The sequence below is a fragment of the Bradyrhizobium vignae genome, assembly GCF_900324035.1.
Lineage (GTDB): Bacteria > Pseudomonadota > Alphaproteobacteria > Rhizobiales > Xanthobacteraceae > Bradyrhizobium > Bradyrhizobium vignae.
This window is the reverse complement of record NZ_LS398110.1, coordinates 5844774-5868312: the sequence shown is the minus strand read 5'-3', so window position 1 is coordinate 5868312 and position 23539 is coordinate 5844774. Positions and strand designations below refer to the sequence as shown.

Genomic DNA, 23539 nt, shown 5'->3' with positions numbered 1-23539 from the left:
ATATCTCCTCTTAAATCTCCAATTTCGACATTGAAATCGGCTCTCAATGCGGGTGTTCCAAGGGCTGAGGCGGCACGCATTTTCGCCTTTGCGGCGAGCCGTTAACCTGTGTGAAGCCGGCTGCCGCGCATCGCGGCTAAGCTGAGGGCTGCGCCATCTTCGATCGGAAGCAGGATGCCAGAACAATCTCCGAGCCTCAGAAACTTCACCATCAATTTCGGTCCTCAACATCCCGCCGCGCACGGCGTGCTGCGGCTGGTGCTTGAGCTGGACGGCGAGGTCGTCGAGCGCGTCGATCCGCATATCGGCCTTCTGCACCGCGGCACCGAGAAGCTGATCGAGGCCAAGACCTATCTCCAGGCCATTCCCTATTTTGACCGGCTCGACTACGTCGCCCCGCTGACGCAGGAACATGCCTTCTGCCTCGCCATCGAACGTCTCATGGGAATCGAGGTGCCACGGCGCGGCCAACTCATCAGGGTGCTCTATCACGAGATCAGCCGCATCCTCTCGCACCTTCTAAACGTCACCACTCAGGCCATGGATGTCGGCGCCTTGACCCCGCCCCTGTGGGGCTTCGAAGAGCGCGAGAAGCTCATGGTGTTCTATGAGCGTGCCTCGGGCAGCCGGATGCATGCCAATTACTTCCGGCCCGGCGGCGTGCACCAGGATCTGCCACCCAAGCTGATCGATGACATCGAAGCCTGGTGCGAACCGTTTCTGAAAGTCGTTGACGATCTCGACCGTTTGCTCTCTCTCAACCGGATCTTCAAGGCGCGTAACGTGGACATCGGCAGGGTGACGCTCGAGCAGGCCTGGGCCTGGGGATTTTCGGGCGTGATGGTGCGCGGCTCGGGGGCCGCCTGGGATTTGCGCAAGGCGCAGCGCTATGATTGCTATGCGGAAATGGACTTCGACATTCCCATCGGCAAGAACGGCGACTGCTACGACCGTTATCTCATTCGCATGGAAGAGATGAGACAGTCCGTCCGGATCATGAGGCAGTGCATCGACAAGCTGAAGGCGCCTGACGGCGGAGGCCCGGTGCTCGTACAGGACAACAAGGTCGCGCCGCCTCGGCGTGGTGAGATGAAGCGCTCGATGGAAGCGCTGATCCATCACTTCAAGCTCTACACCGAGGGCTTCCATGTTCCTGCCGGCGAGATCTACGTCGCGGTCGAGGCGCCGAAGGGTGAATTCGGCGTGTTTCTCGTCGCAGATGGGACCAACACGGCCTACAAGTGCAAGATCAGGTCGCCCGGTTTCGCCCATCTGCAAGCGATGGATTTCCTCTGCAAAGGACATTTGCTGGCGGACGTCTCGGCCATTCTGGGCTCCTTGGACATCGTGTTTGGCGAGGTAGATCGTTAAGAGATCGTGTTGCATTAGAACGAACGTCTTGAGCCAGTGCCTTGTCGAATAGATATCGCTTTGGCCTTCACTTGGATACGACATCACTTTGAGCCAATTCCGATCCAAAGGATTCTCGTGTTGCGAAAGGCTCCCGAACCTTCTTCGGCTCGTTGTTCCGAGCAGTGAAGTCGCCGGTCTCTGTCGAAGTCCTTAGCCATTTCGTCACGTCGCCGATCGCTTCCCGCGGCGAGCGGCCGAACTTGCGCAAGCCGCGGAAATATTCGAGCTGAAGGTGTGCCGACGTGCCGCGCTTGGGGATCGACATCAGATGCTGGATGTCGTCCTCGATGCCGAGATGATCGACGTGGGGTGCCACCATGGCGATCACCGAATCGAGCCAGCTTCTGAATGAGACCGGCTCGAACGACACCAGATCGATATAGGTGCCGTCGGTTCCGTAGCGCTGGGCGCGCCAGCGGTTCTCCTCGACCAGGGCGCGGTGCACGGCCGAATAGGTGGCGTTCAGCTCAGGATGGTGGATGGCGTGGCGGACCAGCGCGCGGAACAGCGCCGCGATCGCCACCGAATCCGCAATCGCCGTGCAGCAATCGGTGATGCGCAGCTCGAGCGTCGGATGCTGTAGCGAGGGCCGCAGCGCCCACCAGACATAGGTGGCGTTGGGGACAATTCCGGCATCGACCAACGTCTTCACATAGGTCTCGTATTCGGAAAGGTTCCGAAACATTTCGGGAAAGCCCGTTCGGGGCAGGGCGTCGTTGGCGGCATTGCGGTAGCCGAGCAATCCCGTCGGGTAGCCGCACCAGAACGGCGACGAGGTCGAGAGCGCCAGCAGCAGCGGCAGGAACGGCACCAGGCGGTGCATGATCTCGACGCGCAAATCGGGCTCGGGCACCTCGACATGGACGTGCAGTCCGCTGATCGGATTGCGGAGGCCGACCATGCCGAGGTCGCTGATGACCTTGCTGTAGCGGCGCTTGCGCGTCATGCGCTGCTGCTGCGGCTGCGCCAGCGGGTGTGTGCCGGCCGCGATGATGCCGACGCCGTGGTCCCTGCCGACCTCGGTGAGAACCGAACGGTAGCGCGCGAGCTCGGCCAGCGCATCGGCTGAAGACGTCAGCGGCGGGGTTGCCACCTCGATCTGCGATTGCAGGATCTCGGTGGTCAGGCGTTCGCCGAGCCGCTTCTGCGCCGCCGCCATGTAGGGCTTGGGCAGCTCGGATCGCGGCGCCGCGGACTGGCGGTTGACCAGAAAATATTCTTCTTCGATCCCGAAGCGGTAGCGATGCATGCCTATGCCGCCCGTTGCGCCTTGGCGTGGTGGCGAACCGCGTCGCCAAAGGCCGACAAAATCCGCGCCGATGCGTGGTCGGAGCTTGCCCAATAGTCCGGATGAAAAAGCGTGCCGAGCGCAAACGCGCTCGCGCCCTCGACGCTGGCGGCCTCGATCGAGCCGTCCTCGGCCACGGCTTCGGCGATCAGCCCCGGCGCGAGATCGGCGATCAGGAAGCTGTGCAGCGAATTCACGGTGATGGAGTCCGCGCCGCAGATCTGTTGCAGCACGCCGCCCTTGCGCAAGGTCACCTTCTGCCGCAGACGGTAGCGGGCGTCCTCGTTGTCTGCCTTGGGCGTGCCATGGCGCCGGTCCTCCGGCAAATCATCCGGCTCCTTCGCCAGCGTGCCACCGAAAGCGACGTTCAGCTCCTGGAAGCCGCGGCAGACGAAAAGAGCGGGGATGCCGCGCGCCAGCGCCGGCGGGATCAGGCGCAGCGCGACCTCGTCGCGGAATTCATCGAACGGGCCATCGCGCTTCTCGTCGACCGTTTGTCCATAGCGGGACGGATGGACGTTGGTCTGTCCGCCGCCGACAAAGAGGCCGTCGAGCCCGTCCAGGTAGGCATCGATATCAGCCTCGGGCGCTGCGGGCAGGATGCGCGGCACGGCGCCGGCGACGAGGCCGATCGCGTTGACGCAGACCATCGAGACCGAGGCGAGCTGCTCGCCGCGCGCGACCATGGAATCGGAGAGAATGCCTACCTGCGGTGCGCCGCTGCGGCCTTGCCACTGCCCGCGCGAGGCGCTGCGCCGCCACTGCTGCAGGCCGTACGCCACGGCATCCGCCGCGCTGCCGAATTGATGAATCGCCGCCTTGAGCTCTTTGACGTTTGTCCCTAATCGAAGTGCCCAGCGGCTGCAGGCAACGGGATCGTACGGATCAATTCTGGAGCGGGGCTCGTGCAATTGCTTCGGCTGCTTCTATTCGTGTGTCTGTGCTTGATAAAACAGCAATTGGGCAGAATGGTTGCTCTGCTCAAGTCTATTGCTCTGTCACGACGTTAACTTTTGTTATGAAGCGGATGTTCGGGCAAAGCCGAGGTACGCTCAAGGACTCCAAAGACGGGGCCAGCTCGTCGGAGCAGGCTGAGTAAGCAACTGAACACGCCCAAGATGACCGACAGTCCTCGCGAGTCGTCTGCCGATTCATCAATCGTGCGAGATTAACCTTTGTTGTGGGCGCCTCCTGCCCAATTGCATATTTTCATCTGATCAAGAAAAGGAAAACGCGATGGGATTGAAGCGCAGGCGGATCAAGCACACAACCTCTCTGGAAGATCGCTTGGCTCAATTCGCGGAGCACATGAGGAAGCGAGCCGACGACAAGCCGATCGGCGCTGAGAAGAACGAACTTCTCAAGAAGGTCCGCAACGCAGAGCAGGCTTTGGACATAGAGCGGCAGCTCCGGCAGCCGCACTGAAGTTCACTCGGGCGGATGTACGCCAGTGAGCCAGAAGGCCTCCGGTCCGAGCCCGGAGGCCTTTTGCTAGTGTTTAAGTTGAAGCAGATCAGCGGCCCGCTATTGGACTTCAGCTCAGCGCATTCGTCACGGGCGGCTCGTTCATCTGCTCCACCTGAGCGCCGCTGTCTGGCCGTGCGGGTCCAAGCACCGGCTCCTGGCCCAGCGGCTCGAACCCGCCGCGGAGCGTGAACGTCCCCTTGCCGTCGAGGGAAGGTCCTTCGCAGTAGCGACCCGTCTGCAGCGAGAGGCCGCCATAAACATGTTAGCTGAACTCGGTCGCTTCCTTGCTGCGATCGAAGCTGTTCGGGATCGGCAGCGACGCCTCGGCTCGCAGCTCCTCAATCACGGCGAGCCATTGCTGCTGATGCATGGTGTCGCGTGCGATAAGGTAGCTGAGCATGTCCTGCATGCCCGGTCTCTCGTCGAGTTGTAGAGACGTACGGATACCGTGCGTCCGGTGGATTCGAGTGCGACGTTGCCGTACATGTCGACCACAAGATTGTCGCTGGCGTAGATGCATTCTAATTTGCGGAGAAGCATTTTGCAGAAACGAATGCGGCCCCGGCGCAAGGGAGGGTCTCGCCGGGGCCGCTCGCGCGCACGTCTGGAAGGAAACGGCCCGAGGCGCGCGTTGACGTCTTTAGTGCCGCGGGAGGTTGCCATTCTATGGTGGGGCCGTTTTCGCCATGAGGACTACCAGACTTGTCTTACGCATGTCGCTCTCCCGAGGTTCGGCTCGGACCAATTACCTGTGGCCTTCACCCTTCCTCGCGGTTGCATCATCAGCGGCAATGTTGTGGGGAACGGCGACATCGTCAAAACGCGCGGCAAGCGTCTCCAGCGCGCCCCGCATCTCAGGCCCCTGCATCGCAGCGCCATGTCCCGTGATGACGATGTCCGGCGCGAGCGCGGCCAGTTTACACACCGAGGCCTTCGCGCTGGTCCAATCCGGCGTGAAATACATAGGAGGCCCGTGCATCTCCGGCGCTTGCGTCACCGCCGAGTAAACGGACTCCTGGCGCGTGGTGATGAACGCGTCGCCCGCGATTAGCACACGATCGCGATCTCGCCAGAGCGAGACGTGTCCCGGCGTATGGCCGGGCGTGTGGATCCATCGCCAGCCTTGCATGAATGGCACGCTTTGATCGCCGGGAAGATCATACAGGTGCGATGCGACGTTGACTGGCCTGGTCGGAAACAGCGGCGAGATCAGCGCGAGCAACCCGCCACCGACACCCGGATTTGCCCGCGGATACGAGCGACTGCCATCGAGATAGGGATGTTCGGCTCCATGCGCGTAGACCGGCACGTCCCATTCGCTCGCAAGCGTCTCGAGCGCGCCGACGTGGTCGAAGTGACCATGCGTCATGACGATGCAGGCGGGCCTGCCGCTGCCACCAAAACGTGCGCTTGCCGCGGAGCGGATCGCCTGGGCCGAGCCCCGGATACCCGCATCCACCAGCACCCATTTGCCGTCCCCGGCATTTTCACAGCCGACGAAAATCACATTGACGATGGCAAGCTGTTTGTAGGCGATGTCGGCGACGATCTGACGCGTATTGTCGTCGCGGTCCAGATCGAATTTTGGGTGCTCGGCGCTTGCCTCGGACGGTAAGGGAATTTGCGTCATTTCTTGCCAACCTGCTGTGGATCGTTTTATCGCTCGATGGTACCCATCCGCCGGATTTTCTTCTGAAGCAGCAGGACGCCATAGAGCAGTGCTTCGGCCGTCGGCGGGCAGCCGGGGACGTAGATGTCGACGGGAACGACGCGGTCACAGCCGCGTACGACGGAATAGGAGTAATGGTAGTAGCCGCCGCCATTGGCGCAGGACCCCATCGAGATCACGTAGCGAGGCTCCGGCATCTGGTCATAGATCTTGCGGAACGCCGGGGCCATCTTGTTGGTCAATGTGCCGGCGACGATGATCACGTCCGATTGTCGCGGCGAGGCGCGTGGCGCGAAGCCAAATCGTTCCGCGTCATATCGCGGCATCGACATCTGCATCATCTCAACGGCGCAGCAGGCGAGTCCGAACGTCATCCACATCAGCGAACCCGTGCGGGCCCAAGTAATCAGTTCCTCTGCTGTGGCCGTGAAAAAACCCTTGTCGGCGAGATCGTCACGAATTTGCATGAAGTACGGATCGGACGCGTTCGCTGGCGACCCGTCGCCAGGTCGCCTCAGATCGTGGCGAATATCGGTCTGCGGAGGAGTGTCACTCATTGGGCCCTCGGCAGGCAGTCGGCGCCAAACGCAAGTCACGCTGCGGAAAACAGGCGTTCCGCAGGGGGGTTCCTGCATCCGCCAATGTGTTTGATGTTCGGCTATCGCAGGTTAACCGCCGGGTCCTGCTTCAGAACGCGGAGGCTAACGGGCAGATCAGGGAGCGAATGCGGCTTTGGAACGATCGCTGCGGGCCGCGGTTGCGGCAAGGAAGCCAGTCAAAAGGAGGATTGCCCATGGCGAACGCCGCACGCGACACATTCGTGGTTGGACTACGCAATGCACATGCGATGGAGGTGCAGGCGAGGGAGCTGATGGAACGGCAGTCGGAGCGGCTGGACGAGTATCCGGAGGTCAAGGCGAAGGTTGCAGCTCACCTTCAGGAGACCAACGAGCAGCTGAAACGGCTCGAGCGGTGCCTCCAATCCTGTGGCGAGAGCACCTCCAGCCTCAAGGACACCGCGCAGTCCGTCATGGCCAACATGCAAGCGATGGCGCACTCGGCCGCCAATGACGAGATCCTCAAGAACACCTTCGCCAACAATGCATTCGAGAACTTCGAGATCGCGGCTTACAAGTCGCTCATTGCGCTGTGCGGCGCCGCCGGAGTCACCGAGGCCAAGGCGGAACTGGAGGCATCTTTGAAGGAAGAGCAGCGTATGGCTGCGTGGATCGACTCAAACGTCGAAAAGGTGACGATGGAGTTTCTGGCGCATCAGCGGCAGGCCGCATAGCAGCACGGCAGCGGTGAGATCGCCCGTTTACCTTGCGCCGATCGAGATCTCGTCATCTCCGCCCCGCCTCAGCAGCAGATCTCACCCGCTGCATTGTCCATCCCACTGCACGGAGATGACTTTCAGCACCCCGTCCAATTTCGGCAGTTGTCTCGAACGGGTACCTGCCTCCATATCCTTTCGGATGGAGAACCCCTACCGATAACAGACGAAGAGCTACGGCAGCATTAGCAATCGCTTCATACGCTTTGAAACCGAGAAATCCTTTGGAACGGCTCAGACGGCCGACGAAAACTTTAGAGTAGAGGTCAACAGAGGCAATGACGGTCGACCGCTATCGCGAACATTCATGGTGGAAATCCGCCGTCATCTACGAGATCGCGCTGATCTCCTTTCAGGACTCGAACGGCGACGGCAAGGGCGACCTTGCCGGTTTGATGTCGCGCATTGATTATCTGAAGTGGCTCGGCGTCGACGCAGTGTGGCTGACGCCGATCTACAAGAGCCCCTTCCGCGACCTCGGCTATGACATCTCCGACTATTGCTCGATCGATCCCGCCTTCGGCAGCCTCGAGGAGTTCGATCGCCTGCTCGAGGCACTGCACGCCGCGGACATCCGCCTCATTCTCGACCTCGTCCCCAATCACACCGCGAACGATCATGCTTGGTTCGTCGAGAGCGCGAGTTCGCGCAACAGCGCCAAGGCCGACTGGTACATCTGGGCCGACGCGGCCGAGAACGGCGGGCCGCCCAACAACTGGCTGAGCCGGTTCGGCGGCAGCGGCTGGGAATGGTGCGAGGCGCGGCGGCAATATTACTATCACTCCTTCCTGGTGGAGCAGCCCGACCTGAACTGGCGCAACCCGCAAGTGCGCGCCGCGATCGCCGATTCCATGCGGTTCTGGCTCGACCGCGGCGTCGACGGCTTTCGCGTCGACGCCAGCGCGGTCCTGATCAAGGACCAGCTGTTGCGCGACAACCCGCCGAATCCCAACGCCGAGGGCAAGCCGCCGCCGCAGCGGCACACGACTGTGTTTACCGACGACCGGCCCGAGACCATGGATTGCATCGAGTTCATCCGGGAGGTGATCGATACTTATCCCGGGCGGATGCTGTGCGGCGAGGTCCAGGGCAAGACCGATCGCATCGGCCATTTCTACGGCAATGACCGGCCGCGTCTGCATCTGCCGCTCAACTTCGCCCTGCTCGATTCCAAATGGGACGCCCTCTCGCTGCAGGCCACGATCGACGCCTATTTCAATGCCATCCCCGACGATGGGTGGCCGGTGTGGGTCATCGGCGGCCATGACAAGCAGCGGATCGCGAGCAAGATCGGCGAGGCGCAGATGCGCGTGCTCGCGATGCTGCTGATGACGCTGCGGGGAACGCCGTTCTTCTTCATGGGCGACGAGATCGGCCGCAAGCGCGTGCCGATCCCGCCCGACTGCGTTCACGATCCCTTCGAGAAGCTCGTGTCCGGGTACGGTTTGTGCCGCGATCCCGAACGCGCACCGATGCGCTGGGACGACAGTCCCGACGGCGGCTTCACCACGGGCCGTCCATGGCTGCCGCTGGAGCCGCCCGATGGAGCGGCCAACGTCGCCGGGCAGCAGCGCGACGAGCGTTCGATCCTGGCGCTGTTTCGTGCGCTGATGACACTGCGGCGCGAGCATGCCGGCCTGCAACGCGGCGAATACGAACCGCTGCGGTCGCAGAACGACGTTCTGGCCTACAAGCGGAAGGCTGGCCATCACGAGATTCTGGTCGCGCTCAACATCGCGGCTGACCCGCGGAAATTCCACTGGCAAGGACGCGGCAGCCTGTTGATGTCGACGCATTTGGATCGGCCGGCCGAGCCGGTGCCGGATGCGTCCATCCTGCTCCGGGGCAACGAAGGCGTGATCATCGCATTCATGCCCGCTGATAACTTCGGAACTCCGAACCCTTGATCGGCTCCTCTAGGCGCCATCCAGTCTCAGGCAGAGATCAGCCTTCTCCCAGGGAGTACGCCGTAAGTATCAAATTGAGTAGTTTCTGAACACTATTCTCTGCAAATGCGCCGACCATCACCGGCGGAGCCTCCGCGGTAAGGCTCTCGGCTGTCGATGTGGGCCAAAGTCAGCATTGGCCCAACCCCACCACTGCTGCTTGATCTGGTGACGTCGGCAAGTGAGAAATTGAGGTCCTAAGAGAAACCCTGCGCTATAGGCGACACCGATTTATGAGCTTGATGGCTCGGCCCGGGCCGCACCAGCCAAGAAATTCGAGCTTTTTGCTTTTGAGAGCGTTCGTAGCATCGAAGAACTTTTCCAATTGCTTCGGTCGCTGTCGCCGGTAGGTTACGAACGTCAGGCAAATCAGCAGCAAAGAAGGAGTGCTGAGGCACCGCAACAACTCGGTCGTTTCTTTTTCTTTTGCGTTCGGTCACCTGAAGGACCTTGAGAACGCCAATGGGCCTGCACCGAAGGACGGTACCTCGGTACGTGGCGCCATCGTGCATCACCAACACGTCCAAGGGATCACCATCATCTGCCAGAGTCGACGGGATAAATCCCCAATCGTAAGGATAAGTTAGGCCAGCCATCAACGCCTTCGAAAGCGTAAACACCCGCAGCTCGCGATCGAATTCCAATTTGCAGCAACTCCCGCGAGGAGTTTCAACCACTGTCAAAATATTCTCTTTGTCGGCCCAGGTAGGCAGCTTCAAATAGTTGGTCATCTCAGATGTCCTCTGTTTGAAACGTGCTGTCAATTTCTGAGTTCCTATTGACAAAGACACAGGCGGGAACCCGTAGACGCAGTGGTCCTTGCGACGCGAAGTGGGCGTCAGGGCAGGGCGGCGTCTCTTAGAGCCGGGACGATCCGCCAAACGACTTCATGTTAGTCCCAGTACGGGATAGCCGGGCGGGCGATCATCAGCCAGAAGATAGCCAGCACGGCTGCGAACGCCGGAAATCCGAAGGTGAACCACCACCAGAAGAGACGGTAATACTCGGCAGGCAGCTTGGAGTCGGTCTCGATGGCGCGAACGGCAAGGTTGCGCATTCGCATTTGCATCCACACCACCGGGAGCCAGAAGGCGCCTGTCACCACGTAGAGTGCGATGGACGCCGCCACCCAGCCGTCGCCGAGGGAATACCCGCTCGACCAGGCGAGCCATGTGCCGGTGATCGGCTGTAGGATCACGGCACTCGCCGTGAACAGGAAGTCGGCCAGCACGACCGTCCGCGCAACGCCGGCGATTTCGCGCGGGTCGCCGCGCAGATGTGCCACCAGCATGAAGAAGGCGATGCCGGCCCCGGTGCCGAGCAGCACCGCAGCGCCAATGATGTGCGCCATCTTCACGAGGAAGTAGAGCATCAGCGATCCTCCCGGATCGCCATCGCGACCAGGTTGAGCATGATCACCGGCCATATCTTCAGCATTGGTCCGAGCGGGTCGGCCCACAGTCGCGGCACCAGGACGGTGCCGATCACGGCATAGGTGAGCGAGATGATCAGTGCTGCCCAGAGTCCGTAGCGGCACAACGGCCGCCAGAGAATGGCAAGGCCAATGACGATGTCGGCGAGCGCGCCGGCGGTGACGACGAGCGCCGCGACGTTCCCTTGCAACCCGCCTTCAAGCAGCAACGACATCCCGATGTTCCAGCCCGCACTCAGCGAGATGATGCCTGTGGCGATCCAGAACAGGCCGAAGACGTCGAAGATCAGCGGCTTGAGCGCATACAGCCGTGCAAACCAGCGTTCCTGCACCGAGGCAGGCTCGCCGGCGAGTGCGGCTTCGAGATCGCGCGGTGCAGTGCCGGTCAACTGGCGCCAGGGCTCGGGATCGCCGGTCGCTCCGCGGCGCATTTCCGCCTGTGCCGTCGTGTTGATGGGCGTCCGCCATCCCAGCATCTGCGCGACGTCTCCCGCGCGGTAAGCAACCGAAGCCACCCAGGATGGCAGCTGCAGGCGGTAGGCCGGCCTCCAGCGCAGCCAGCCCCGAAACAGCGCGACCGCGTCGCTGAACGCGATTTGCCGTGGGCCGGCCAGATCGATGGCGATGCGGGAAGGCGCGCCCGGCTGCAGGAAGAACAGCACGGTCTCAACGACGTCGTCGAGATGCACCGGTTGAATAGCCGCCGTGTCGGGCATGACCGGCAGAACCGGCAGGGCCGCCAGCCCTCGCAGCAGCGCGCTGCCGCCATAGGCGGCGCGGCCGATCACGACGGAGGGTCGCAGGATGACCCAATCGAGGTCGCGCGCCATCAAGGCGGCTTCGCCCTCCCGCTTGGTACGCGAAAAATCGCTAGGGGCATCGACATTGCTGCCGATGGCCGAGAACAGGATCACGCGGCGGAGGCCTGCGCTCTCGCAGGCGCTGTAGAGTGCCGCGCTTCCGGCGACATGAACGGCTTCCATGTTCTATGCCGCGACTGCATTTAACAATTGCCACGGCGTAATCAGCGGCCGAAAGGATGGGATAGGAGGCAAGGATCATTAGCCACTGCTCTTTGGCTGCATGAAAGCCTCCCGGTTTGGCTGATACCGGCGCTCCATCGGCACCAACGACCGGGCGCATCAAAACTGAGGTACGCTGGCGCGGGATGCGTAAGGGGCGTCTACCGGTTCGCCGTTGGTGCCGATCATATCGACGAGCAAAATCCTGCCCCGCAGAAAATATCGAGCGTGACGACCCGCAAAGGGGCGTCCGTGAGCCTCCCGGGTGGTGTCGATTCGGATGCCAAGCTTGCGCAGTTTGTGGATGTATCCACCCCAATGCGGGGCGGGACAGTCAACGTAGGAGCAGCCGCCTTCGCCGCTTTCAATCAGCTTCAAGAGTGCCCATGCAGCCCGACCGCGAATCGTCACGATATCCACGCCATTGATGACTGCTTTAATCGAAAGGACTTCGCTCACTAGCGGTCCTCCCTGCGCGAGAACCCTGCATTAACCAGCAGAGTTGCGGCTGTGGCGAGTGACACACGGCAGCGACGCGCAATCCAACGAACGCGAGGATCGGCACCGCGACGTTCTTGGTCGGATGCCCAATCGAATAGATCAGGATGCTGGTATCGTGGTTTCGGATGGTGTAATTTCATCTTGTTCAACTTCATGGAAATGTGGGTGAACAAATGCCTCGGCGCGGTGGTCAAGACTGCTGCCGAGGCGCTTTCATTTCGCTTGTGTTGATTTCGGTAAAGCGGGCGGCAGCCCATTGAGCCATTCAACCAAGTCGGCCTGCAGAATTAAGGTGGACTTGCCGTTCTTGCGCGCGCGCAGTTCGCCGCGTTTGATCGCATCGTAAAGTTTGGTTCTTCCGATACGCGAAGCGGCGCACGCCTCACTTATTTTTAGGACCAATGGGGTCTGCATTGTTGTCTCGCCATCACAGCCGGGACGGTCCCAGCGACCGCACCTGCGTCCATGCAGGTTCATGACGACCAACCTAGCGACCACCCTCGGCGAAAAAAGGCGGCGATTAAACTATTCGGCCGTAATTACCTGTTCTTTTTTGCCCAACGGCTGTTAGGCGCCCCTATCAATTCCAGGGCCTCATCCAATACCAAAGTTGAATTCTTGATCCGCCGCTCGTCAGAGGCGGTTAGCTCCGATCCTCTTTCTACGTAACCCACACGCACAGCTTCCAGATACCCCTGTGCTACGAGGTCTCGACGCGCGCGCAGAATGTCATTTCGGTCCAAATCGAGAGCTAAGCGGTGACCGTGCTTTAGATAGCTCTCAGTCTTTCCATGGTACGGGGCTTTTCGCTTGATAAGAGATTGGTAGATTTCACTTTGCTTTGCAGATGGCTTATTCTGGCGAGCTTTACTGATATGGCGCAGTAGGTTGCAAAGGCTCTCGCCATCCCACTTTGCTGGTCGACCACGACCGATATGAGATTGTGTGTAATAGCCAAGCAATATTCGCCAACTGAAGGGGTCGCGAGGATCCAGATTGAAAGCTTTGAACGCGCCTCGCGGCGATCTATCCCAGCTGCTGATGAAGGGAGACTCTAAATCAAGTGCATCCTGCGCTGCAGCCAACCAGTCGGCCTGATTGCTGTAATCGCGTCGAAAAGGAAATGGTGTTTGGCTGACTTTTTTCCAATGGGCCAAACGGGAGGAGGGAGTCTCCGGCTTTTTTGGCATCGCCCGTTCCTGAAATCGACAGTGAACCGGCACGAACATAGCCGAACGGCGACGATTAGCCTCATAGCGCTTGTGGATTTGCACAACATTGCCCCGATCGCGCCTCCAAGAGCCCGCATCGATTGTCCAAGGCATCCCGGCGCGGCAGCGGGGTCAGCTAGAGTAGCACCCGTTTCTTCGAAGCGAGCTGTCATCGCGCGACTGCACGAATGGTGAGGCAGAAGCGTTCTCGCTCAAGTGGTGAAGAGCTTGAAACGCTAAGACACCGGACGATTTCGCAGGCGAAATCGTCCCACTCATGTATGCATAAGGCTTAGCTCTTGCGCAGAGCTACCACATTGGTGTGGCGGGTTCACACAGCCAAGGCCCGTGGCTGACAACAGCCCAGCGGGCGGCGATGTCCGCTTCCGAGAGATGACCCGACCAAGGGCATGCTGGCTACCGAGGGCAGCCTTTGACCCACAGCGGACTACGGGAAAGTCTGCCAGATAGCTTCCGCTTTACCGATTCAACCGGATAATATGTTTTCATCTGGGCAGGGGCGTCAGAGTATGAGACGGCGCAAATTCATTGGCTTGGCAGGCATCTCGGTTGCTGCTTGGGCAGCACGATTAGCCAGATCTCAAGCCACGGGCCAACCGCGAAAGATCGGTTACCTGCATCCCTTTACGATCGACCCGCGTCTTGTGATTTTGACGGGGTTGCTGAAGCGCGGCCGTGAGCTAGGCTATATAGAGGGTGAGACGATCCTGTTACGATCTGCGCAAGGGGACCTTTCACGGCTGCCGGACCTCGCTCGAGAACTCGTTGATCTCGGCGTCGGGGTGCTCATCGTGGTCGGTCTGCCGGCAACAACAGCCGCACTCTCCGCGGCTCCCGACTTACCGGTCGTGGCAATTGATCTTGAGACGGATCCGATCAAGGCAGGCTTCATCGACAGTTGGGCAAAGCCCGGGCGCAATTTGACCGGACTGTTCCTCGATCAGACCAGCTTGACGGGCAAGTTAGTCACCCTGATGGGGGAAGTGGTGCCCGGCTTGAGGAAGCTTGCCATTGTTTGGGATCCGAGCACACGGCCGGACCAATTGGAAGCAGCCAGAATCGCGGCCGGTGCTGCCGGCCTCGAGACCCAGACGCTGACGTTGAGCAAGCCGGAGGAATTTCGCGACGCCTTCGCAAAGCTGGAAAGCACGAGCGGCGTATTGCTTTTGATTTCTCCGACGTTGACGGCAAACCCCGGCCTTTTTGCCGCTGCCGCTCTTGAATTCAGATTGCCCAGCATCTCAATCTGGAAGCCTAACGCAAAAGCAGGTGGCCTTCTCACCTACGGCCCCGTGCTAGGGCCCTATTTCCCTCGCGCCATGACAATGGCCGATACAATCCTCAAGGGTACCAGACCAGGTGATATACCGATCGAGGGGCCAGACCGCTACGAACTCGTTATCAACCTAAAGACCGCCGGGCAGCTTGGGATCGAGGTGCCGCCGTCGATCGCGGCGACGGCGGACGAGACGATCGAATGACGTCGGGGGATTTTCGCTACTGCCAGTCTGAATATGCCAGCTCAGTCTGACTATGTCCGTTGTTCGAGGAAGACTGGAAGTCGCATTTCCGGGCCGCTAGGGCTGCCGATGACCCACAACGGATGTGGGCTCTAGAGCGGATCAAGTCGTCGGTAATTCGGTAGCTGTCCCCGCAAAGAGCTTGGGGCGGTTTGCGGCTGCGCGACGTTCTGGGAGCTCTTGGTGGCACGGCAGCGCGGCCGATGGCGGCGCGGGCGCAGTCGACAACCGGATTTTGCTCTATAACATACATGGGATACCCTGCCGCTCCAAAGCAACGCGCGCCATCTTGCGCCAGCTAAGATGACTCGAAGTGTTCTTACATGGAACGTCGCAAGTTTTTGGCAACGCTCGGCTCCGCAGCACTGATATATTCGCGATCCGCTCGCGCGCAGACGTCTGGTAGGAATTACTGTTTCGCTACACTTCATCCAGTAGCGCCGATGACCGATACCAGTGGTCTTGGAAAGATCCTGCTGAGAGGACTGGCCCAACGCGGTTATGTCGTAGGACAAAACCTGACCTACCTCGCGCGTAGTTCGATGGGCGACAACACTAGAATTCCCGAATTACTACGAGAATTGAAAGCCAGTGGCGTCGATGCAATCGTTGTTGTTGGTTTCCCCTCGGCACTGGCTGCGAAGTCGTTAGGCGTCCCGATAATCGGCGCGCTGGGTCTCGGTGATCCGGTCGAAACGAGATTGATCGATAGTCTGGCTCATCCTGGCGGCAATATTACCGGTATCTCCGACGTGGCCTCGGCACTCACGACCAAGCGCCTATCCTTGTTAAAGGAACTGTCGCCAAATCTCCGAAAAGTAGCGATGCTCTGGAACAAGGACGATCTTGGCATGACGCTGCGCTACGGGGCCTCTGCCAAAGTTGCGCTGTCGCTTGGAATTTCAGTGCAGCCTGTGGGTGTCCGCGAACGGGATGATTTCAAGGATGCGTTCGAGCTCATGAACAGCGATATGCCGGATGCGATATTAATGGTCGCCGACGCGTTGACCAATCTGAACCGCAAGCGTGTCTTTGAGTTCGCGATCGCCATGAAATTGCCGGCTATTTATGAATACGACTTCATTGTTCGTGATGGCGGCCTGATGTCATACGGGCCAGATCTGACAGAATCATTCGAACGTACAGCTGCCCTGGTTGCCCGAGTCTTCGAAGGTGCAAAGCCGGCCGATTTGCCCTTCGAGCAGCCTACCCGGTATCCCTTTTTTTTAAATCTTAAAACAGCCGGCAGCATGGGCCTGCAGATTCCGCCGACCATGCTCGCCCTAGCCGACGAAGTGATTGAATAGTTTGCCAGACTTCCGGTGTTGACCGATACTGTCGAAAAAGGGCTTGAGGAGCCGAGCGAACAATGATTCCTGCTCAGGAGGCGGCAGGAGAGTCGGCGATGATGGGGCGGCAGGACCGAGATCAGGGGCAGCTCTTTTATGAGTTTAGCCTCGACGAGATGATCCCGACTGACCACCTGTTGCGACGGATGAACCTGTTTGCGACGGCGGTTCTGGCCGATTTGCACCACCAGCTAAAGCCCTTTTACAGCGACATCGGCCGGCCCTCGGTTGATCCCGAGCTGATGATCCGGATGCTCCTGGTCGGTTACTGTTATGGCATTCGTCATGAGCGCCGGCTCTGTCAGGAAGTGGCGCTGCACCTTGCGTATCGCTGGTTCTGCAAGCTCGATCTCGACGACAGGGTTCCGCACCATTCGACGTTCTCGGTAAACAGGCTGGGGCGCTTCCGCGAGAGCGAGATCCTGCGCCACATTTTCGAGCGCGTGGTTGTGGCATGCATGGCCGCGGGCCTTGTCAAGGGCGAAGGGTTCGCGGTGGATGCGAGCGTGATGGAGGCCAATGCCAGCCGCTATCACGGCAAAGCGCCGGGCGAGCTGGACTGGACCGATGCGCAACGTCAGAAGCGTGCCGTGGCCGAATATCTTGCCGGACTTGAGGCCGAAGCGCAGGTCCAGGAAGGCGGGGACAGGGGCGCTGGCGGTTCTGATGGGACGCCGACCGCATCGTCCGATCGCAAGCCACCGAAGGTGATCTCGCCTTCTGATCCGTCGTCGGCATGGACGGCGAAAGCCAACAAGCGGGTGCAGTTCGGATACGGGCTCAACTATCTGATCGATGTTGAGCACGCGATCATTGTCGATGTCGAGGCGACGCCGGCACGCACCTATGATGAAGTCGCGTCTACCAGGACGATGATCGATCGCACCGAACAACGGCTTGATCTAAAGCCTGATTGGCTCACGGCTGATACCGCCTACGGCACCGGCAAACTGCTTGCATGGTTACTGGGCAAAAGCATCACGCCGCACATTCCCGTGTGGGAAAGATATCCGTCGTCTGACGGCATGTTCTCCCGTGGCGAATTCACCTACGACGCTGAGCGAGACGTCTATGTCTGTCCGAATGGCAAGCTCTTGCGAACCTCGGGAACGGTCCATGATGGCCGCGCCAGGAACTACCTGTCACAACCTCAAGAGTGCCGTGCTTGCACGCTCAAGCAACGATGCACGCGCGCACCGTTCAAGAAGATCGCTCGCGACATTAATGAGGATGCGCGCAACCATGCCCGGTCACTGAAGGGCACGCCGGAGTTCGAACGATCGAGCAACGCGCGCAAAAAGGTGGAGATGCGTTTTGCACACCTGAAGGTCCAGCATGGCTTTGAGCGTATGCGCCTTCGCGGTCTCACCGGCGCCCGTGACGAGTTTCATCTCGCTGCCATTGTGCAGAACCTCAAGACAATGGCGATGTGTTTGGTCGGCCCGCCAACAAAGGGTGCCTGTGCGGCGATCACCTAAGAGGCTCGCCAGCTGGTCGCGGGGCCTGCCGATCCGGCTCTGACGTCCAGCCAGGAACACGCCGAAAACGCCCCCGAGAGCAAAACCAACTATGCCACGGCGTTTTTCGACAGCATCGACCCAACTCGGACATGGACGCCCGCGCGAGCGCGAGCCAAATTGACGCTTTCGGGATGCTTGATTGGTTCGCTAAGATATCACCCATTGAGCTTGGGGTCGGACATGCGGCGGCGCGAGTTTCTAGGTGTTTTGGGGGGCGCTGCGGCGGCGTGGCCGCTCGCAGCGACGGCGCAGCAGGCGTCGCGAACGTTCCGCGTCGGTTACTTGGCTTTGGCGGGTGCAGACGATGCAATCTTCGTAAAGGAACGACTTAAACAACTTGGATACGCCGAAGGCAAAAACCTCATTTTCGACATTCGCTCCGCCAACGGAATACTCGAAACGCTCGGCACTCAGGCATCCGAGCTGATCAAGGCCGATCCGGATGTGATAATTACCGGTTTTGGAACGGCGACTGCCAAAGCAGCCCAAGCTGCCACTTCAACTATTCCCGTCGTGTTCAGCAATGTCGGGGATCCAATTGGATCTAATGTGGTCCAAAGTTTAAGCCGCCCTGGCGCTAACCTTACAGGACTGGCAGGGCAAGCCGCCGAGCTCGGCGGCAAAAGATTAGAATTGCTGAGCCAGTTCGTTCCGAACATCAGCACCGTAGCGGTGCTTGAGGAGCCAGCTGCACCATTCACGATCGCCGCCCTGCCGCGGCTACGGGAGGCTGCCAAGGCGAAAGGCCAGCAGCTTGCACTTTGTGACATTAGAAGCGCAGCTGACGTTGAAAGCAGCCTCGCGGCAGCAGCCAACGCGGGCGCCGGGGGCCTCGTAGTTCTGGAAACTCCAGTGTTGATTGGTTTACGTGAGCTGATCGTTGACGCTGCGGCTGCGCTTAGGATGCCAGCCATCTATAGTGTTCGCGACTTTGTCGACATGGGCGGCTTTCTTTCGTACGGCCCCGATGCCCGACAGCTTTATCGACGCGCAGCGGAGCTTGCCGACAAGATTTTGAAGGGTGAGAAACCAGCGGAAATTCCTGTCGAGCAACCGACACGATTCAATCTGATCGTCAATCTTAAAGCCGCCAAAGCATTAGGGCTCGCCATAGCCCCAACTTTGCTTGCGCTTGCGGACGAGGTGATCGAATAGCTATCAGCTTGTTGCAGCTGCTCACCACAGACATTGGCCCTAAACGGACCAATCGGGCTGGTTCGTTGATAACGATATTCGGGGCAGACCGGAAGTCGCGCGCCGGCGCCGCGAGGAACGTTTTTGACCCGCAACGGATATCGGGGACGCTCTCAACGGTAGCCATACGACCTTATTAATTCAGTCGCTTCAGTCCGCCGATGTGACGATGAAAACTGCGCGGGCTTGCAAGTGCAAGCCGCGTTTCTTGCGCGCGTGATCAAGTTTTGAATAGCGATCATGGCAGCTTTGATGCGGAAGCAGACTGACGCCTGTGCCTTCTATCGCGTGCTACGACCGTCTCTGTGGAAAATACGCGTCTCCCGGCGCTGGATTTGGATTACGAAAAGGCCAGAAAGTCTCCGAGGCGCAAACCGGCAACTTGGCCAACATTCCTAAGAGATTTCAGAGGATGAAAACTAATCAGGCATGTGGCTAGACTGCCGGCGGCCTAGTCTAATTGAATTCGGGCGCCTTTGGCACCATTGAGCAACCGCTTCAGGTGAAATCCAGCCAGCGCGTCGTCGGCGTGGGCGCCGACCAGCGCCGCGAAAGCTGGCATTGCTCCGACGTCGCCAGCCTCGAGCTTGGCGAACGCTTCCCCATATTGCGCGTTGGCCGTCGCCTTGAACGGAACGTCTTGCAGTGGTTCGAACGCGCGAAGCGGTTCGCTGCGGCCGCGAAGCAGGATATCGCCGACGGGTCGCCCCTGAAAATTGCCGGCGCGGTCGGCTGCCGCGGCGCTGACGCAGATGCGGGTGCCGAGATGCTTGTTGGCGGCCTCGAGCCGCGCAGCCGTGTTGATGGTGTCGCCGTATGCGGTGTAGTCGAAGAAACGGCTGCCGCCGAAATTGCCGACCAGCGCCGGCCCGGCATGAACGCCGATCCGCGTCGCACCGAAACTGACGCCTTTGTCCTTCCACCGGTCGCGGAACGCCTGGGCCCAGATGTCGAGGTCATGGGAGCAGGCAATGGCGCGTCTGGCATAGTCCGGCTGGTCGCCAGGCGCGTTGAACAGCACCTGAATCGCATCGCCGATGATCTTGGCGACCGTACCCTCATGGGCAAATACGACGTCGGTCATGCCGCCCACGTATTCGTTGAGCAGTGCGCCGAGCACATCGGGCGCTACCGTTTCCACCAGGGACGTAAAGCTACTGATGTCGGTGAAGATCGTCGCGATCTCGCGCCAATGTACCTGCATGCCGTCGCTGTCGCCGACCGCGGCGAGGCGGCTGGCAATCTGCGGCGAAAAATACCGCGACAGCGAGGCGTGCGCGCGCTCGGCCTCAAGCTGGCGGCGTCGGGCCTCCCGCATTGCCTCGACGTGGCGGATGGTCTTGTCGATCGTCATTTCGAGATCGCCGAAATCGATCGGCTTGGTCAGGAAATCGAACGCGCCACGGTTCATGGCGGTGCGGATGTTGCTCATGTCGCCATAGGCCGAGACGATGACGGTCGACTTCTTGTCCTCGGCTTCCTGCAGCTTGGCGAGCAGCGACAGCCCGTCCATCCGGGGCATGTTGATGTCTGATACGACCATGTCGACATGGGGGTGCTGCTCGATCGAAGCGAGCGCCTCGATACCGTCATGGGCGAATACGAACGCTACCGTGCCGTCGCGGATTTTCCGCCGGAATTTCTGCAGCACGAGCGCCTCGAGATCGGGCTCATCATCGACGACAAGGATGGTCGCGGTCATGCGGCCTGACCGAGGCGGTTATCGATCTCGAGACGTAGCAGCGCGAAATCGATCGGTTTGGTCAAAAGGCCGACGGCCCCGTTCTCGATCGCCTTACGACGCGTTTCGGCATCGCCATAGGCCGTAATCATGATCACGGGAACGTCGGGGCGCTCGGCGCGCACCTTCGGCAGCATTTCGAGCCCGGTCATCCCTGGCATGTTGATGTCGGAGAGGATCAGGATCAGCGAAGGATCCTTGATATCCGCCGCACGCTGAAGCGCCGCCGGCGCCGATGGGGCGAATTCCATCATGAAGCGGCCTGATTTCAGGTCGCGGCGAAACTGCTGACGAAACAAGGCTTCGACATCGGGCTCGTCATCCACCACGAGTATGTAAACGCTCAATTCCTGCCTCCGGTAATCGACTGTGCCGCCCCGGTTCTGGGCAGCGTAATGATGAATTCGGTAAAAGCGCCGGGCTCGGTCACGACGTCAATCGTACCGGCGTGTTGCTTCACGATGATGTCGTGGCTCATCGACAATCCAAGACCCGTCCCTTCGCCCGCCGGCTTGGTAGTGAAGAAGGGATTGAACATCTTCTCCTTCACCTCGGGCGGAATCCCGGTGCCGTTATCGCGGATCCGGATTTCCACCTTGTTGCCCAGGCTCCTGGTGGCCGCGCTCAGGATCGGTTCAAAGTCCTCGTCGCCGGCCTCCTTGCGCTTGGCCGCGGCATAGAACCCGTTCGAGATCAGGTTGAGGAAGACGCGGGTGATCTCTTGCGGATACAAGCTGACCTGTCCCGCGGCCGGATCGAAGTCGCGCTTCAGAGTGATGTTGAAGCCGGGCTTTTCAGCCCGCGCGCCGTGATAGGCGAGGTTGAGGCTTTCCTCGACGATGGCGTTGATGTCGGCTGGCCGGTGCTCGCCCGCGCCCTCGCGCGAATGCAGCAGCATGTTCTTGACGATCGAATCCGCCCGCTTGCCGTGCTGTACGACCTTTTCGAGGTTGCCCTTCAGCATGTGGGTGAGCTCGTCTATCTCTTCGCGGGTCTTGGCGTCCAGCGCCGCCGGTCTCAGCACGTCGTTGAGTTCGTCGATCAATTCGGCCGACAACGACGAGAAATTGTTGACGAAGTTGAGCGGGTTCTTGATTTCGTGGGCGATGCCGGCAGTGAGCTGGCCGAGCGAGGCCAGTTTTTCGGTCTGTACTAGGCGATCCTGTGCGGTGCGCAGCTCTTCCAATGAAGTCGCAAGTTCCTTGGTCCGTGCCTGAACTTCATCAAAGAGGCGGAGGTTCTCGATGGCGATGACTGCTTGGTCGGCGAAGGTGGTGACCAGCTCAATCTGCTTGTCGCTAAAAGCTCGCCTTTCCCTGCGAGTCAACACGAATACGCCCATCGGCACACCCTCGCGCAACAAGGGAATTGCGATCCTGCTCTGCGCCGGATTCGGATCTCCCGGCAGAGGCGACTGACCATCGACGAGGATGATCGACCTGCCTTCGGACAAGGCGCGTCCAACCGCTGTCGTCCCTCCCGGCTTGAAGATAAAATCCCTGAGAAATTGCTGTTTTTTGGGAGAGAGCCCGAAACTGGCGGCCAGCCGATAGGCGCCATCCCTGGGCTGGAGAATGATCCCCTCGTCCGCTTCGCACAGACGACCCGCCGACTCCACGAGCGTGTCCAGCACGGTCTGCAAGTCGAATGTCGAGCGGCTGATCACCTTGAGTACGTCCGCGGTCGCCGTCTGCTGCTGTAGCGATTCACTCAGTTCGGCTGTACGCTGCTCGACCTTGTTCTCGAGGTCGGCATATGACTCCTGCAGCCGTGCACCCATGTCGTTGAACTGGTTGGCAAGCCCTTCGAGCTCGTCGCCCGTCTTGATCGAGATGCGCTGGGTGAAATCGCCGCCGCCGAGCCGCGCGGCGCCGGCGCTCAGCGCCCGGATCGGGCCGACCATGCGCCGGGCGAGGAAGATTCCCGCGAGGACGGCGAAGATCGAGGCCGCCAGCAGCACGATCGAAAGGCGCTGCAACGCCTGATACAGCGACGCATAAGCCTCCGTTTCCGGCAGTTCGACGAACATGGTCCAGCCGAGCGGGGAGATCGGTGCGGAAGCCGTCAGCACTTTCTGGCCCTGAATGTTGAGAGAGCCTTGCAGCGCGTTGGCGTCGTTGGCGTTGCCGGCGCGCGCGGCCTGCACCTGCACTAGCTTGGACATGTCGGTGTTGCGCAGCACGAGGCTGATGTCGGGATGAGCGATCAGCCGGCCGCCCGAACCGACCACATAGGCATGGCCACGCTCGCCGACCTTGATCTGCGAGACCACGTCCCAGATCAGCTTCAGATTGACCTCGGCGATGCTGACGCCGGCGTCCTTGCGGGTCCCGGCTAGCGACAGCGTCATGTAGGGCTCGGACTCGCGGCGGAAATAGACCGGACCGTAATAGACCTTGTTGGCGACCGCCTCGCTGAATTTCGAGTCCTTGGAAAGGTCGAGACCCGAATCGACCACGTCCATAGCCAGCCGCGATACCCGCAGCCGCTCCTTGCCGGTCGAATCGATCTGGGACAGCTCGGTGATGGCCGGCACCTGCCGCAGCAGCCGGAGCGCATCGAAACGGCGGTCCTGCAACGAGCCGGCCGACCACGGCAATTGGGTGGTCCAGCCGAGCTGGCTCTCGATTTCTTTGATGAACTGGCTGATCTTGGCGGCGGCGGCTTCGGCCTGTTCGCGCTGAATCCGGATCAGGGACGCCTTATGCTCGCGATAATAGAAGAAAACCTCGAAAATCCCGTTGGAAAGCAGCGCCACGCTCACCACGGCCACGAACAGCGCGACATATTTGGCAAACAAACGGGCCCGGACCTTCGGCGCCGGGGCGGCCTGCACGGCCGGTGCATCCGCCGCAGACGACGCCGCCAGCGGTCGTCCTTGGGACGTGTCCGAATGCAGGGAAATGCTCATC

The 23539-nt window shown here is 60.3% G+C and carries 21 protein-coding genes and 1 pseudogene; 8 read left to right on the top strand and 14 right to left on the bottom strand.

The annotated features are described in order from the left end of the window. The first annotated feature begins 174 nt into the window (after positions 1 to 174). Complete coding sequence (locus BRAD3257_RS28540; protein WP_122404640.1) at positions 175 to 1371, top strand: NADH-quinone oxidoreductase subunit D; 1197 nt, start codon at positions 175 to 177, stop codon at positions 1369 to 1371. Positions 1372 to 1438: 67 nt separating this feature from the next. Here BRAD3257_RS28540 and BRAD3257_RS28535 read toward each other — a convergent pair whose 3' ends face one another. Further along, positions 1439 to 2662, bottom strand: a complete 1224-nt coding sequence (locus BRAD3257_RS28535; RefSeq protein ID WP_122404639.1) for a carboxylate-amine ligase — start codon at positions 2660 to 2662, stop codon at positions 1439 to 1441. A gap of 2 nt (positions 2663 to 2664) precedes the next feature. Then, entirely contained in the window at positions 2665 to 3483 is an 819-nt protein-coding gene (locus BRAD3257_RS28530; RefSeq protein ID WP_244607727.1) for a gamma-glutamyl-gamma-aminobutyrate hydrolase family protein, read from the bottom strand. Positions 3484 to 3937: 454 nt separating this feature from the next. Between BRAD3257_RS28530 and BRAD3257_RS28525 the strand changes: the two genes are divergently transcribed. Further along, complete coding sequence (locus BRAD3257_RS28525; RefSeq protein WP_122404637.1) at positions 3938 to 4126, top strand: hypothetical protein; 189 nt, start codon at positions 3938 to 3940, stop codon at positions 4124 to 4126. Positions 4127 to 4235: 109 nt separating this feature from the next. On the opposite strand, the pseudogene BRAD3257_RS42035 reads toward BRAD3257_RS28525, so the two are convergent. From BRAD3257_RS42035 to BRAD3257_RS28510, 3 genes and pseudogenes are all read right to left on the bottom strand, one after another. Continuing rightward, a pseudogene (locus BRAD3257_RS42035) lies at positions 4236 to 4684 on the bottom strand (manganese catalase family protein); the annotation flags it as partial. 229 nt (positions 4685 to 4913) lie between these two features. Next, complete coding sequence (locus BRAD3257_RS28515; protein ID WP_122404636.1) at positions 4914 to 5798, bottom strand: MBL fold metallo-hydrolase; 885 nt, start codon at positions 5796 to 5798, stop codon at positions 4914 to 4916. Positions 5799 to 5824: 26 nt separating this feature from the next. Further along, positions 5825 to 6394: a NuoB/complex I 20 kDa subunit family protein gene (locus BRAD3257_RS28510; protein ID WP_283809900.1), complete on the bottom strand. Its 570-nt coding sequence runs from the start codon at positions 6392 to 6394 to the stop codon at positions 5825 to 5827. A 236-nt stretch (positions 6395 to 6630) separates the two neighbouring features. On the opposite strand from BRAD3257_RS28510, the gene BRAD3257_RS28505 reads away from it, so the two are divergent. Beyond that, positions 6631 to 7128: a ferritin-like domain-containing protein gene (locus BRAD3257_RS28505; RefSeq protein ID WP_122404634.1), complete on the top strand. Its 498-nt coding sequence runs from the start codon at positions 6631 to 6633 to the stop codon at positions 7126 to 7128. 320 nt (positions 7129 to 7448) lie between these two features. Beyond that, on the top strand, positions 7449 to 9077 hold the full coding sequence (locus BRAD3257_RS28500; RefSeq protein WP_122404633.1) for an alpha-amylase family glycosyl hydrolase: 1629 nt from the start codon (positions 7449 to 7451) through the stop codon (positions 9075 to 9077). A gap of 236 nt (positions 9078 to 9313) precedes the next feature. Here the strand turns inward: BRAD3257_RS28500 and BRAD3257_RS28495 are convergent, their stop codons facing one another. From BRAD3257_RS28495 to BRAD3257_RS39380, 6 genes are all read right to left on the bottom strand, one after another. Next, positions 9314 to 9847: an inorganic diphosphatase gene (locus tag BRAD3257_RS28495; protein WP_244607726.1), complete on the bottom strand. Its 534-nt coding sequence runs from the start codon at positions 9845 to 9847 to the stop codon at positions 9314 to 9316. A gap of 161 nt (positions 9848 to 10008) precedes the next feature. Then, a complete protein-coding gene (locus tag BRAD3257_RS28490; protein ID WP_122404632.1) occupies positions 10009 to 10488 on the bottom strand; it encodes a DUF2269 family protein in 480 nt (159 codons plus the stop codon). Beyond that, positions 10488 to 11378: an SDR family oxidoreductase gene (locus BRAD3257_RS28485; protein ID WP_347338404.1), complete on the bottom strand. Its 891-nt coding sequence runs from the start codon at positions 11376 to 11378 to the stop codon at positions 10488 to 10490. Before BRAD3257_RS28485 ends, BRAD3257_RS28490 begins: the two co-directional genes overlap by 1 nt. Positions 11379 to 11690: 312 nt before the next feature. Then, on the bottom strand, positions 11691 to 12029 hold the full coding sequence (locus BRAD3257_RS28480) for a winged helix domain-containing protein (protein ID WP_181956125.1): 339 nt from the start codon (positions 12027 to 12029) through the stop codon (positions 11691 to 11693). 255 nt (positions 12030 to 12284) lie between these two features. Then, positions 12285 to 12485: a helix-turn-helix domain-containing protein gene (locus BRAD3257_RS28475; RefSeq protein WP_122404630.1), complete on the bottom strand. Its 201-nt coding sequence runs from the start codon at positions 12483 to 12485 to the stop codon at positions 12285 to 12287. 125 nt (positions 12486 to 12610) lie between these two features. Then, positions 12611 to 13261, bottom strand: a complete 651-nt coding sequence (locus tag BRAD3257_RS39380; protein ID WP_145987037.1) for a hypothetical protein — start codon at positions 13259 to 13261, stop codon at positions 12611 to 12613. Positions 13262 to 13812: 551 nt separating this feature from the next. Here BRAD3257_RS39380 and BRAD3257_RS28470 point away from each other — a divergent pair. The 4 genes from BRAD3257_RS28470 to BRAD3257_RS28455 all read left to right on the top strand — a co-directional run bounded on the left by BRAD3257_RS28470 (position 13813) and on the right by BRAD3257_RS28455 (position 18847). Beyond that, positions 13813 to 14784 carry an ABC transporter substrate-binding protein gene (locus BRAD3257_RS28470; protein ID WP_160118865.1) on the top strand — a complete coding sequence of 324 codons (972 nt, stop codon included), beginning with the start codon at positions 13813 to 13815 and terminating at the stop codon, positions 14782 to 14784. 482 nt (positions 14785 to 15266) lie between these two features. Next, the gene (locus BRAD3257_RS28465; protein ID WP_160118864.1) at positions 15267 to 16130 is read left to right on the top strand and encodes an ABC transporter substrate-binding protein; all 864 of its coding nucleotides are present in this window, start codon (positions 15267 to 15269) and stop codon (positions 16128 to 16130) included. A gap of 98 nt (positions 16131 to 16228) precedes the next feature. Next, positions 16229 to 17650 (top strand): IS1182 family transposase, encoded by a 1422-nt coding sequence (locus BRAD3257_RS28460; protein ID WP_122400721.1) that lies wholly within the window; start codon positions 16229 to 16231, stop codon positions 17648 to 17650. A gap of 222 nt (positions 17651 to 17872) precedes the next feature. Further along, positions 17873 to 18847, top strand: a complete 975-nt coding sequence (locus BRAD3257_RS28455) for an ABC transporter substrate-binding protein (protein ID WP_129144365.1) — start codon at positions 17873 to 17875, stop codon at positions 18845 to 18847. 490 nt (positions 18848 to 19337) lie between these two features. On the opposite strand, the gene BRAD3257_RS28450 is transcribed toward BRAD3257_RS28455, so the two are convergent. The 3 genes from BRAD3257_RS28450 to BRAD3257_RS28440 are packed head-to-tail and all read right to left on the bottom strand — an operon-like array spanning position 19338 to position 23538. Next, positions 19338 to 20588 carry an adenylate/guanylate cyclase domain-containing protein gene (locus BRAD3257_RS28450; RefSeq protein WP_122404626.1) on the bottom strand — a complete coding sequence of 417 codons (1251 nt, stop codon included), beginning with the start codon at positions 20586 to 20588 and terminating at the stop codon, positions 19338 to 19340. After that, positions 20585 to 20974, bottom strand: a complete 390-nt coding sequence (locus BRAD3257_RS28445; protein WP_122404625.1) for a response regulator — start codon at positions 20972 to 20974, stop codon at positions 20585 to 20587. Before BRAD3257_RS28445 ends, BRAD3257_RS28450 begins: the two co-directional genes overlap by 4 nt. Then, positions 20971 to 23538 (bottom strand): sensor histidine kinase, encoded by a 2568-nt coding sequence (locus tag BRAD3257_RS28440; RefSeq protein WP_122404624.1) that lies wholly within the window; start codon positions 23536 to 23538, stop codon positions 20971 to 20973. Before BRAD3257_RS28440 ends, BRAD3257_RS28445 begins: the two co-directional genes overlap by 4 nt. Position 23539: the final 1 nt, after the last annotated feature.

Excerpts from the sequence above, each read along its gene's own strand:
- BRAD3257_RS28440 (WP_122404624.1), bottom strand. The coding sequence starts at position 23,538 with ATGAGCATTTCCCTGCATTCGGACACGTCCCAAGGACGACCGCTGGCG.
- BRAD3257_RS28460 (WP_122400721.1), top strand. The coding sequence starts at position 16,229 with ATGATGGGGCGGCAGGACCGAGATCAGGGGCAGCTCTTTTATGAGTTT.
- BRAD3257_RS28450 (WP_122404626.1), bottom strand. The coding sequence starts at position 20,588 with ATGACCGCGACCATCCTTGTCGTCGATGATGAGCCCGATCTCGAGGCG.
- BRAD3257_RS28495 (WP_244607726.1), bottom strand. The coding sequence starts at position 9,847 with ATGACCAACTATTTGAAGCTGCCTACCTGGGCCGACAAAGAGAATATT.
- BRAD3257_RS28465 (WP_160118864.1), top strand. The coding sequence starts at position 15,267 with ATGACCGATACCAGTGGTCTTGGAAAGATCCTGCTGAGAGGACTGGCC.
- BRAD3257_RS28475 (WP_122404630.1), bottom strand. The coding sequence starts at position 12,485 with ATGCAGACCCCATTGGTCCTAAAAATAAGTGAGGCGTGCGCCGCTTCG.
- BRAD3257_RS28540 (WP_122404640.1), top strand. The coding sequence starts at position 175 with ATGCCAGAACAATCTCCGAGCCTCAGAAACTTCACCATCAATTTCGGT.
- BRAD3257_RS28500 (WP_122404633.1), top strand. The coding sequence starts at position 7,449 with ATGACGGTCGACCGCTATCGCGAACATTCATGGTGGAAATCCGCCGTC.
- BRAD3257_RS28455 (WP_129144365.1), top strand. The coding sequence starts at position 17,873 with ATGCGGCGGCGCGAGTTTCTAGGTGTTTTGGGGGGCGCTGCGGCGGCG.
- BRAD3257_RS28485 (WP_347338404.1), bottom strand. The coding sequence starts at position 11,378 with ATGGCGCGCGACCTCGATTGGGTCATCCTGCGACCCTCCGTCGTGATC.
- BRAD3257_RS28515 (WP_122404636.1), bottom strand. The coding sequence starts at position 5,798 with ATGACGCAAATTCCCTTACCGTCCGAGGCAAGCGCCGAGCACCCAAAA.
- BRAD3257_RS39380 (WP_145987037.1), bottom strand. The coding sequence starts at position 13,261 with ATGCCAAAAAAGCCGGAGACTCCCTCCTCCCGTTTGGCCCATTGGAAA.
- BRAD3257_RS28505 (WP_122404634.1), top strand. The coding sequence starts at position 6,631 with ATGGCGAACGCCGCACGCGACACATTCGTGGTTGGACTACGCAATGCA.
- BRAD3257_RS28525 (WP_122404637.1), top strand. The coding sequence starts at position 3,938 with ATGGGATTGAAGCGCAGGCGGATCAAGCACACAACCTCTCTGGAAGAT.
- BRAD3257_RS28535 (WP_122404639.1), bottom strand. The coding sequence starts at position 2,662 with ATGCATCGCTACCGCTTCGGGATCGAAGAAGAATATTTTCTGGTCAAC.
- BRAD3257_RS28510 (WP_283809900.1), bottom strand. The coding sequence starts at position 6,394 with ATGAGTGACACTCCTCCGCAGACCGATATTCGCCACGATCTGAGGCGA.
- BRAD3257_RS28470 (WP_160118865.1), top strand. The coding sequence starts at position 13,813 with ATGAGACGGCGCAAATTCATTGGCTTGGCAGGCATCTCGGTTGCTGCT.
- BRAD3257_RS28490 (WP_122404632.1), bottom strand. The coding sequence starts at position 10,488 with ATGCTCTACTTCCTCGTGAAGATGGCGCACATCATTGGCGCTGCGGTG.